General features: G+C 62.8%; 9 protein-coding genes and 4 tRNA genes. 1 reads left to right on the top strand and 12 read right to left on the bottom strand.

Features of this window, described 5'->3' with window-relative positions:
- The 6 genes from AC1DMG_RS16385 to AC1DMG_RS16410 all read right to left on the bottom strand — a co-directional run.
- Window positions 1–409 (bottom strand): GTP-binding protein (locus tag AC1DMG_RS16385; protein ID WP_477180771.1); only part of this gene is annotated, 409 nt, incomplete at its 3' end.
- 65 nt (window positions 410–474) lie between these two features.
- Window positions 475–550: transfer RNA gene (locus tag AC1DMG_RS16390), tRNA-Thr, on the bottom strand.
- Between the two features lie 29 nt (window positions 551–579).
- Window positions 580–653: transfer RNA gene (locus AC1DMG_RS16395), tRNA-Gly, on the bottom strand.
- A gap of 17 nt (window positions 654–670) precedes the next feature.
- Window positions 671–756 (bottom strand) — tRNA-Tyr (locus tag AC1DMG_RS16400).
- A gap of 104 nt (window positions 757–860) precedes the next feature.
- Window positions 861–1,349, bottom strand: a complete 489-nt coding sequence (locus AC1DMG_RS16405) for an acyl-CoA thioesterase (protein WP_441605562.1) — start codon at window positions 1,347–1,349, stop codon at window positions 861–863.
- Between the two features lie 74 nt (window positions 1,350–1,423).
- Window positions 1,424–1,903 (bottom strand): GNAT family N-acetyltransferase, encoded by a 480-nt coding sequence (locus AC1DMG_RS16410; protein WP_477177738.1) that lies wholly within the window; start codon window positions 1,901–1,903, stop codon window positions 1,424–1,426.
- Window positions 1,904–2,023: 120 nt separating this feature from the next.
- Here AC1DMG_RS16410 and AC1DMG_RS16415 point away from each other — a divergent pair, with 120 nt between their 5' ends.
- A complete protein-coding gene (locus tag AC1DMG_RS16415; RefSeq protein ID WP_477180772.1) occupies window positions 2,024–5,071 on the top strand; it encodes a TonB-dependent receptor plug domain-containing protein in 3,048 nt (1,015 codons plus the stop codon).
- A 123-nt stretch (window positions 5,072–5,194) separates the two neighbouring features.
- On the opposite strand, the gene ychF is transcribed toward AC1DMG_RS16415, so the two are convergent.
- From ychF to ispE, 6 genes are all read right to left on the bottom strand, one after another.
- Window positions 5,195–6,286: a redox-regulated ATPase YchF gene (gene ychF / locus AC1DMG_RS16420; RefSeq protein WP_441605565.1), complete on the bottom strand. Its 1,092-nt coding sequence runs from the start codon at window positions 6,284–6,286 to the stop codon at window positions 5,195–5,197.
- Between the two features lie 107 nt (window positions 6,287–6,393).
- The gene (pth, locus tag AC1DMG_RS16425) at window positions 6,394–6,975 is read right to left on the bottom strand and encodes an aminoacyl-tRNA hydrolase (protein WP_477177740.1); all 582 of its coding nucleotides are present in this window, start codon (window positions 6,973–6,975) and stop codon (window positions 6,394–6,396) included.
- 44 nt (window positions 6,976–7,019) lie between these two features.
- On the bottom strand, window positions 7,020–7,664 hold the full coding sequence (locus AC1DMG_RS16430) for a 50S ribosomal protein L25/general stress protein Ctc (protein ID WP_441605567.1): 645 nt from the start codon (window positions 7,662–7,664) through the stop codon (window positions 7,020–7,022).
- A 105-nt stretch (window positions 7,665–7,769) separates the two neighbouring features.
- A complete protein-coding gene (locus tag AC1DMG_RS16435) occupies window positions 7,770–8,708 on the bottom strand; it encodes a ribose-phosphate diphosphokinase (RefSeq protein WP_441605582.1) in 939 nt (312 codons plus the stop codon).
- Window positions 8,709–8,761: 53 nt separating this feature from the next.
- A tRNA-Gln gene (locus tag AC1DMG_RS16440) sits at window positions 8,762–8,838 on the bottom strand.
- A 16-nt stretch (window positions 8,839–8,854) separates the two neighbouring features.
- Window positions 8,855–10,249 (bottom strand): 4-(cytidine 5'-diphospho)-2-C-methyl-D-erythritol kinase, encoded by a 1,395-nt coding sequence (gene ispE / locus AC1DMG_RS16445; RefSeq protein ID WP_441605568.1) that lies wholly within the window; start codon window positions 10,247–10,249, stop codon window positions 8,855–8,857.
- Window positions 10,250–10,310 lie beyond the last annotated feature (61 nt).

The raw sequence follows: 10,310 nt of genomic DNA on the forward strand, positions 1-10,310 counted from the left end.
TGTTCAGGAACACGACGATGTACGGCACGCCCACCTGGCGCGACAGCAGGATGTGTTCGCGGGTCTGCGGCATCGGGCCGTCAGCGGCCGAGCACACCAGGATCGCGCCGTCCATCTGCGCGGCACCCGTGATCATGTTCTTCACGTAGTCAGCATGGCCCGGGCAATCCACGTGGGCGTAGTGACGGTTCGGCGATTCGTATTCGACGTGCGCCGTCGAAATCGTGATGCCGCGTGCCTTCTCTTCCGGCGCCGCGTCGATCGCGTCATACGCCTTGAATTCGCCACCGAAGCGCTCTGCGCCGACCTTGGTCAGTGCGGCCGTCAGCGTCGTCTTGCCGTGGTCCACGTGACCAATCGTGCCGACGTTGACGTGCGGCTTGGTGCGTTCGAATTTACCCTTTGCCATACGTCTAAAACCCCGATGGAGTCAAATGTTGAAAAGTAAGGTGATACCCGCGGACCGCGGTGAGATGGTGCTCATGACTGGAATCGAACCAGCGACCTCTTCCTTACCAAGGAAGTGCTCTACCGACTGAGCTACATGAGCACTGCAACAGCAAAAACTACGAGAGCCAATGGAGCGGAAGGCGGGAATCGAACCCGCGTAATCAGTTTGGAAAACTGATGTTCTACCATTGAACTACTCCCGCCCTGCGCGGAACTCGTCTGGTGGAGGGAGGTGGATTCGAACCACCGAAGGCGTAAGCCAGCAGATTTACAGTCTGCCCCCGTTGGCCGCTTGGGTATCCCTCCAACAAAGAACGGCTATTGTGTGGATCAGCCTCGAAGCTGTCAACACCTCTGACGGGAAAATTGACGTTTTCTGGCGATTTTTTTCACCGCTTCAGACACGTCCGTCAGATGTTTTCGGCGACCTTGGCGTCCACCAGCTGCTCCATCTCCTTGGAAAGATTCATCAGGCGCATGGCCTGCTCCTGCAGCTGGCGCTCGTGGTCGTCGCGCGGCTCCCAGGCGGCCACCGGCGTGGGCCTGCCGTCGGGCGCATCGAGCGCCACGAAGACCATCACGCAACTGGTGGCCAGGCGGTGCTCGTCTTTGCGCAGGTCGCTCGCCAGCACGTCCACGGCCATGTGCATGCTGGAGCGCCCCGTGTGGATCAGGCGGGCGCGTACCGTGACCAGGTCGCCGATGAGGATGGGCTTCACGAACTGGATGCCGCTGACCGACGCGGTGACGCAGTACGCACCGCTCCACGCCACGGCGCAGGCGTAGCCGGCCTGGTCGATCCACTTCATCACCATGCCGCCGTGCACCTTGCCGCCGAAATTGACGTCGGTCGGCTGGGCCAGGAAACGGAAGTTCACTTCGTGCTGCTTGCCGGGCATGGACCGGTGACTCCAGGAACGGGATAGGCGCCAATTATGCGCTGCGGCGTGCGGCCGCACACGGCCGATCTTGCTCAGGCATGGTCGTCGACGCGGTAGATCATCGGGACGGAGATGACTTTGCCGAGCACGCGAGCGGGATCGTGATCGATCTCACAGCCCATGTGGAGATAGACCGGAACGGCGCCCGGTGCTGCATTAAGCGTGAAAGTCCGCGTGCCGGCCCGTCGGACGCAATCGCGGCACAGGCGCTCCCACAATCTCCTGGCGATGCCCTGCCCCTGGTATCGCGTGCCGACAAACAACTGAAACACGTGACTGTCGTTGCGCACCGCGGCCACGCCGACGAGCACGCCATCGACAAAGGCCAGATGGAAACGCTGCCCCGCCGCGATTTTCTCGCGGATAACGCTTACCCGCAGCGACTCCTCCAGCGCAATCACGGCCACCGGCGGCTGCTCCGGAACTATCCAGCGGCGCACCACGCGGCGCGCCAGCCGCGCGATGGCCGGTGCGTCGTCCTTGCGTGCCAGTCGCATGCGCAGTGCAGTCATGCGGGCATCACAGCACGCGGCCGTCGGCCCGACAAGCACACCACGACGGAGTTAGAAGCGTCCCGACGATGCCTATACAGCAGCCAATAGGCGGGTGGAAATCCGACAATTCCTACCGCTTTGCGACGGAGCCTTATCGGACTTATCCGATGCGCGACTCTGAAATGGCCCGACATCGAAATTCCCGACTCCTGCGTACCGTCCACACCACTTAACCAAAACCTAATTGGACGGGGAGATCGGATGAACTTTAGGACGAACAAACTCTGCGGATCGGTGCGACTGGCGCTCAGTGCACTTGTCATCAGCAGCTGCGGAACCGCGGCTTTCGCACAGGACGCCGGCGCGAATCAGGCCAAGAGCAAGACGCTGGAAACCGTCACTGTGACCGGATCACTGATCCGCCGCGTGGACGTCGAGACGGCCAGTCCCGTCGTCACCATCGATCGCGCCGCCATCCAGGCGACTGGGAGGCAGACGCTGGGCGATCTGGTGCAGCAGCTGCCGGCGATGACCGGCGGCAACATCAACCCACAGGTCAACAACAGCGGCGGCACGGGAGCCTCGTCCATCAACCTCCGCGGACTGGGAGCTAAGCGCACGCTGATTCTCGTCAACGGCCAGCGTCTGCTGAGCAAAGACCCGAACGCGATCCCGGCCGATGCGATCGAGCGCATCGAGGTGCTACCCACCGGCGCCTCGGCCACCTATGGCTCCGATGCGATTGGCGGCGTGGTCAATTTCATCCTGCGCAAGAACTATCAGGGCGCCACCTTCACCGCGAACGTCGGGCAGTCCGATCGCAACGATGGGGCACAGAGCGGTTACACCTTCACCTTTGGCCAGACGTCCGAGAAGGGCAGCATCATGGCCGGCATCAACTACAACAAGCAGGATGGCGTCGAATCGGGCAATCGTGCGTTCTCCAAGAATGCGCTGTCCTTGAAAGGGAACCAAGTTTCGATCGGCGGCTCCCCGTCGACGCCCTACGGCAATATTCAGATCCCCGCCGGTAGCGCTGCTGCCACGGCATTCGCCAACTGCGCTTCGCGTCGTGTGTCATTGAATCCGGGTGGCAACGCCCAAGCGATGACGCCGGCCAACTACCACTGCTACACCGCCGCCGATCGATATAACTATGCAGCGGTCAACCTGATCATGACGCCGCAGGAGCGCACCGGCGGATTCCTCAGCGGCGACTACCGCCTCGGCGATCACGTCACCGCTTATCTGGACGCCGTTTACGAGAAGACGTCATCGAACTTCCAACTCGCCCCGGCGGTCTTCGGTGCCAACACGGGCTATCAGGTGGACCCCAAGAACGCCTTCAATCCGGTTCCTGGAAAGGCCTGGGGCGGCACCGGTGCCTCGTTCAAATCGCGACTCGCCTCGCTTGGCTATCGCATCGCCGCGACCGGTCGCGAGGATGCCCAGATCAATACGGGATTCCGCGGCGATTTCACTGTTTTGGAAAAGAGCTGGAACTGGGACGTCGGCTACAACTACGGCCATCAGAGCATCACGACCACGACCAGTGGCCTGGTCAACCAGACCCAGCTGTACTCGGGCCCCTCCGTACTCAATGCCAATGGCACGGCGACCTGTCCGGCAGGCACGGACCCGATCTCCTGCCAGTTCGACCCGTTCAATCTGTACTCGCCAGGCTCGGTTGCCGCACTCAAGCAGGCCAATACCGTTGCCGTCAGCAACGACTATTCCATCCAGAAGACTTGGCATGCGGGCATCGGCGGCGAGCTGTTCAACCTGCCAGCAGGCGCCGTACAACTGGCAGTGGGCTATGAGTACCGGAAGGAATACGAAAATACGATCACGAGCCCAGAACTTTTGCTTAACCCCGCCAGTGGCTCCTGCATCCTTGGCAGCCAATGCGTTGCCAATATGTCTGGCGGTTACAGCTCCAAGGATCTGTATGCCGAAACGCTCATACCGATTCTTTCCAATCTTCCCGCCGCGCAATCTCTGAACCTCACCATCGGCGATCGCTACACCCGCGTGAATACTTTCGGCAGCACGAACAACTTCAAGTTCGCACTGGAATGGAAGCCGATCGATGATTTGCTGGTGCGCGGCACGATGCAGCAAGTCTTTCGCGCGCCCAACCTGGGAGAACTGTTCTCCTCGTCTGCCGGCGCACCCAGCATCAAGAGGGATCCTTGCACCGGCTATCGAGGCGCCCCCGCAGGCTCGCCACTGGCAATGGCCTGCCAGTACGTGCCGACCAACGGCAKCTTTGAGAATGTCCTCCTGGATCCAACCAATGGCGGGCAAGGTGCCGCCATTGGGGAGGGCGCCATGCTCGCAGGCTTCCCGATCAAACCCGAAACCGGCAAGTCGTTCGACCTTGGTCTCGTCTATAGCCCGTCGTATGTCTCCGGCTTATCGACCACGCTCGACTTCTGGCACGTGTATCTGAACAACACGATTACCTCAGCCGGCCTGCAGAGCGTGCTCGACCTTTGCGCAGCAGGCCAGACGGTCTTTTGCCGGTACATCAGCCGAACGCCCGCCGGTGAGAATGCGGGTCAATTGACGCAGTCCTCCATAGAACCGGTCGCGAATCTGGGCAGCCTGAGCACGGGCGGCATCGACTGGTCAGCCAACTACAAGCTGCCGCAGTTCGCGGTCGGACAATTCAACATCGGCGTCAATGCCACCTATCTAAAGTACTTCACACAGAACACTGCCCCCGGACAAACTGGCAATGTAACGTTCAAGGATGTCGGCCATCTCCTGCCATTCGGCTCAGCACAGCTGGCAGCTTGCCCCAACAACTCCGGCGTCTGCCTGTTTCCGCGCTGGCGCGCACAGGGCTTTGTGGATTGGCAGAGTGGCGGCTGGAGTGCACAGTGGCGCATGCGGTTTATCAGTCGCTTCCAGAACGGCGGAGCCGCAGGATCCACGAATGACACTTCACCGAACGGCGTGTCGGGCACCGTCCTCAAGTACGGCGCGACGGTCTACAACGACGTTTCGGTCGGCTACAACCTGGCCAGCATCAACACCCGTCTGGACTTCGGTGTGAACAACCTGTTCGACAAGCAGCCGCCCATGCTCTACGCGAACAACACGCTCAACGCCAATACCGATCCATCCGACTTCGACCTGATGGGCCGCTACTGGTGGGCTCGCGTGACGGTCAAGTTCTGATCGAAAGCACTCATTTCACTTCGAAAGACCGCGTGAGCAGTCACGCGGTCTTTTCTGCGGACCCAACCGCACGCACAAAAAAAGCCGCGCAATGCGCGGCTTTTTCATGGATCGATCGACCGATCAGACGTTGAAGAGGAAGTGCAGAACGTCGCCGTCCTTGACGATGTATTCCTTGCCTTCCTTGCGCAAGCGACCCGCCGCGGCGGCGCCGGCTTCACCCTTGTACTGGATGAAATCATCGTAGCTCACCGTTTCGGCACGGATGAAGCCGCGCTCGAAGTCGGTGTGGATCACGCCTGCTGCCTGCGGWGCGGTGAAGCCGCGCTTGATCGTCCAGGCGCGCACCTCTTTCACGCCGGCAGTGAAGTAGGTCTGCAGGTTGAGCAGCTTGTAGCCGGCGCGGATGACGCGGTTGAGGCCCGGCTCGTCGAGGCCCAGATCCTTGAGGAATTCGTCGCGGTCGGCGTCTTCGAGCTGCGACATCTCTTCTTCGATCGCCGCGCATACCGGCACGACTTCGGCGCCTTCGGTCACGGCGCGAGCGCGCACGGCGTCGAGGTGCGGATTGTTTTCGAAGCCGTCTTCGCGCACGTTGGCGATGTACATGAGCGGCTTGAGCGTGAGCAGGAACAGGTCGCGTACAAGCGCCTTTTCTTCCTCGTCCAGGCCCAGGCTGCGCGCGGACTTGCCTTCGTTGAGACCGGCGGCAAGCTTCTGCAGCACCGGCTTCCTGGCCATGGCTTCCTTGTCGTTGGCCTTGGCGGCGCGCTCGGCGCGGTTCAGCGCCTTCTCGACGGAATCGAGATCGGCCAGCGCCAGTTCCGTATCGATGGTCTCTATATCGGCGATCGGGTCGACCTTGCCGGCCACGTGGATGATGTCGGTGTGCTCGAAGCAGCGCACCACATGGGTGATCGCGTCCACTTCGCGGATGTGGGCGAGGAACTTGTTGCCCAGGCCTTCGCCCTTGGAAGCGCCCGCGACCAGGCCCGCGATGTCGACGAACTCGACGGCGGTGGGGATCACCTTCTGCGGATTGACGATGTCCGACAGCGCATTGAGACGCAGATCGGGCACCGGCACCACACCCACGTTCGGCTCGATGGTGCAGAACGGGAAGTTGGCAGCCGCGATGCCCGCCTTGGTCAGCGCGTTGAACAGAGTGGACTTGCCGACGTTAGGCAGGCCGACGATGCCGCATTTGATGCCCATTGAAATTCCGTAGATTCGGCGCTGACGCGCCAGTAAGTGGTGAATGGTAAAGGGTCGATGCCGCGCAACGCTTTCCGCTTGGTGCCCAAGCGCCGCAGCGGGCGATCTCAACCCACCGGTGTATGGAGTTTCTGCATCGCCTTATCAAACTGCCCATCGACCGCCAGCGGCAGCACATCAAGCGCGCGCGAGATGCCGTCGATGATGGCGTTCTCATCCTTCTCGGACGCTCGCCCCAGCACCCACGAGGTGACCCTGTCCTTGTGACCGGGATGACCGATACCGACGCGCAGGCGATGGAATTTGGCGTGACCCAGGTGCGCAACGATGTCGCGCAAACCATTCTGGCCGCCGTGTCCGCCGTCGAACTTCAAGCGCACGGTGCCGGGATCGAGATCCAGCTCGTCGTGTGCGACGAGGCACTCTTCCGGTTCGATCTTGTAGTAGCGCAGCGCCGAAACGACAGCGATGCCGCTCTTGTTCATGAAAGTGGAGGGCTTGAGCAGCCATACCGGCTCGCCGCCGATACGGACCTTGCAGGTCTCGCCATGCAGCTTGCCGTCGAAGCCGAAGCGCTCGCCCTGCCCTGACGCCAGGGCGTCAACAAACCAGAACCCGGCGTTGTGCCGGGTTCGGAGATATTCGGCACCGGGATTGCCCAGTCCGACAATGAGTCGAAGACCCGCCATAAGATCGAACGGCCCATGCCCGCGAGGACATGGGCCGCAGCGACTTACTTCTTCGGAGCTTCCGGCGCCGGGGCGGCTTCGCCCTCGGCCGGGGTCTCGTCGACTTCTTCCTTCACCGTGTTGGCGGTGACGACGGCCGTGTCGTGGTCCGCACCCAGGTGCAGGGCAACGATTTCCACGCCCTTGGGCAGCTTGAGCTGCGACAAGTGGACGATGTCGCCCGGCTTGAGGTCGGTCAGGTCCAGTTCGATGAACTCCGGCAGGTCCTTCGGCAGGCAGGAGACTTCCACTTCCGTCAGGTTGTGCGAGATCACCACGCCCGAGGTCTTGGAGGCAGGCGACTTGTCCTGGTTGAGGAAGTGCACCGGCACCTTGACGCGCAGGGCAGCGTTCTCGTCGACGCGCAGGAAGTCCATGTGCAGCATCTGCAGCTTGTACGGGTGCTTCTGCCAGTCACGCACCAGCACCTTCTGCACCTTGCCATCGATGTTCAGGTCGAGCACCGAGGAGAAGAACCACTCGTGCTTGGCAGCGAGCAGGATGGTGTTGTGTTCGATCTGGATGCTCTGCGGGGCCTGGCCGGCACCGTAGACAACAGCAGGAACGACGCCGGTATGACGCAGGCGGCGGCTCGCACCTTTCCCCTCGTCATTACGGGCCGAAGCCTTGATTTCATGAGTCGTAGCCATGTGGGCATTACCTATCAAAAGTGAGCTGCCTCGCGGCAGTCATGCGACTCCCCCGCGACCAGAGGAGCCGTGAAACAGCGGCAGGCTCTCGCCCGCCGCGAAAACTCAGTCGATGTACAACGAGCTCACCGACTCGCCAAAGGCGATGCGGCGGATCGTCTCCGCCAGCAGCTCGGCGACCGAGAGCTGACGGATCTTGCTGCATGCGGCGATTTCCGGGCGCAGCGGCAAGGTGTTGGTGACCACCAGCTGGTCGAGCTGGGAGCCTTCGATGTTCTTCAGCGCTGCACCCGACAGCACCGGATGCACGCAGTACGCCACCACTTTGCGGGCGCCGCGCTCTTTAAGAGCCGCAGCAGCCGCACACAGGGTGCCGGCGGTGTCGACGATGTCGTCGACCAGCACGCAGGTCTTGCCGTCGACTTCACCGATGATGTTCATCACGGTGGCCACGTTCGCCTTCGGGCGACGCTTGTCGATGATGGCCAGATCCGCATCGTCCAGGCGCTTGGCCATGGCACGCGCACGCACCACGCCGCCGACGTCCGGACTGACCACGATCAGGTCGTCCATGCTGTAGTTGCGCCAGATGTCCGCCAGCAGCACCGGCGAGGCATAGACGTTGTCCACCGGGATGTCGAAGAAGCCCTGGATCTGGTCGGCGTGCAGGTCAACCGTGAGCACGCGATCCACACCCGAGGTGCCGATCATCTTGGCCACCATCTTTGCCGTGATCGGCACACGCGCCGAGCGCGGACGACGATCCTGGCGGGCATAACCGAAGTACGGGATGACCGCCGTCACGCTGGCGGCCGAGGCGCGCTTGAGCGCATCCACCAGCACCAGCAGCTCGAACAGGTTCTCTGCGCTCGGCGCGCCCGTAGGCTGCAACACGAAGACTTCCTGGCGGCGAACGTTTTCTTCGATTTCCACCTGGGCTTCGCCGTCGCTGAACTTGCTGACCAGCGCCTTGCCCAGCGGCACACCCAGGCGTTGAGCCACATCCTCGGCGAGGGCGCGGTGCGCGTTGCCGGTGAAGAGCATCGGGCCGGAGATGTCGACAGTCATTTCTCTAGAACCTGTGTGAGCCATATGAATGGCTGGGGCGGAAGGATTCGAACCTTCGCATGCAGGAATCAAAATCCKGTGCCTTAACCAGCTTGGCGACGCCCCAGTAACAACTGGATTTTCTACTTGCCGTTCCCGCCGACACCGCGATAGCGCGCCAGGGCGACATGCAACGGAGAAACATCTTCGCCCCTGGCCACGTGGGCCGTGAAATGGGCGGGACACCGCTCCGCGATGGCTTCGGCACGTTCCACGTCGCCTGTCTCCAGGAACACGCAGGCACCGCTGCCAGAAAGCCTTGCCCGGCCGAAGCCGTCGAGCCATTCCAGCGCCGCAGCCACACGCGGATGTCGCGCGCGGACCACGGGCGCGAAAGCGTTCTCGACCGTTTCGCCCGAAGCAAAGGATGAAATTGTGGCGGGCGGAGCATTTCGTGTCAATTCAGACGCTTGAAAAAGCGCCCCGGTCGGCACGTGTTCGTGGGGGTCCAGCACCACGTACCAACGCGGGGGCAGGCCCAGCGGCGTCAGTTTTTCGCCGATGCCCTCGGCCCAGGCCGAGCGCCCGCGCACGAACACCGGGACGTCGGCACCCAGCTGGCGGCCCAGTTCGGCGAGCGTGTCGTCGTCCAGGCCGGCGCCCCAAAGGCGGTTCAGGGCCACCAGCACGGTGGCTGCATCCGAGCTGCCGCCGCCGAGGCCACCGCCCATGGGGATGCGCTTATCCACCTCGATATCCACGCCCGCCCCTGCCGGCGCCTGGGGCTGCAACAGCCGGGCAGCCCGCACCACCAGGTCGGTGTCGGCCGCCACGCCGGGGACCTCGGTCAGGCGGTGTACCTCACCGTCACGGCGGACGCGCAGGCGGATCTCATCGCCCCAGTCGAGCAGGCGGAAGACGGTCTGCAGCTCGTGGTAGCCATCCGGGCGACGGCCGACGATGCGCAGGAACAGGTTCAGCTTGGCGGGCGCGGGCCAGACGGTCCAATCGGCCGGATCGGGCGGCGCCAGCGGCCGGCTCATGAAAACGCGCAGATCATCCGGAAAGCCGTTCTCGCGATCGCGTTCGCGGGCGAAATCAAACTCGGGCAGGTTCTTGTCCATCACCTGGAAGCCGTGCTTCGCATAGAACGGCGCGTTCCAGGGCACATCGGCGAGCGTGCCCAGGTCCACGCGGTGGTAGCCGGCCATGCGCGCCCAGGCACAGGCGTGTTCGAGCAGGGCCGCGCCGATGCCGCGCTGGCCGTGTGAAGGAAGCACGTCCATTTCGGCCACGCCGATGGCGTTGCCGCCCTCTTCCGCATCCAGCCAGATGAAGCCCACCGGCTCGCCGGAGCCGATCACGGCGACCCACACCAATCCACGCGCGATGGCTTCGCGCAGCACTTCCGGCGGCACGGAGACATTGCGGTAGGACGGCCACGCGCGGTGGCCGCGAAACAGTTCGACGGCCGTGCGCTCGATGGCGCATAGGGCATCGACCTGTTCGAGGTGGGCGCGTTGGATGTGGAAGGTCATGGGAGCATCAGGTGGTTGTAGGAGCGCACGCTGGGCGCGACCGGGGCGCCCAGGGTTACGC

It is taken from the genome of Dyella sp. 01N36 (assembly GCF_056399745.1).

What these genes read in the sequence shown, in the direction of transcription:
- AC1DMG_RS16405 (WP_441605562.1), bottom strand. Translation starts at nt 1,349, where the DNA reads ATGCCCGGCAAGCAGCACGAAGTGAACTTCCGTTTCCTGGCCCAGCCG.
- AC1DMG_RS16410 (WP_477177738.1), bottom strand. Translation starts at nt 1,903, where the DNA reads ATGACTGCACTGCGCATGCGACTGGCACGCAAGGACGACGCACCGGCC.
- pth (WP_477177740.1), bottom strand. Translation starts at nt 6,975, where the DNA reads ATGGCGGGTCTTCGACTCATTGTCGGACTGGGCAATCCCGGTGCCGAA.
- AC1DMG_RS16430 (WP_441605567.1), bottom strand. Translation starts at nt 7,664, where the DNA reads ATGGCTACGACTCATGAAATCAAGGCTTCGGCCCGTAATGACGAGGGG.
- AC1DMG_RS16435 (WP_441605582.1), bottom strand. Translation starts at nt 8,708, where the DNA reads ATGCTCTTCACCGGCAACGCGCACCGCGCCCTCGCCGAGGATGTGGCT.
- ispE (WP_441605568.1), bottom strand. Translation starts at nt 10,249, where the DNA reads ATGACCTTCCACATCCAACGCGCCCACCTCGAACAGGTCGATGCCCTA.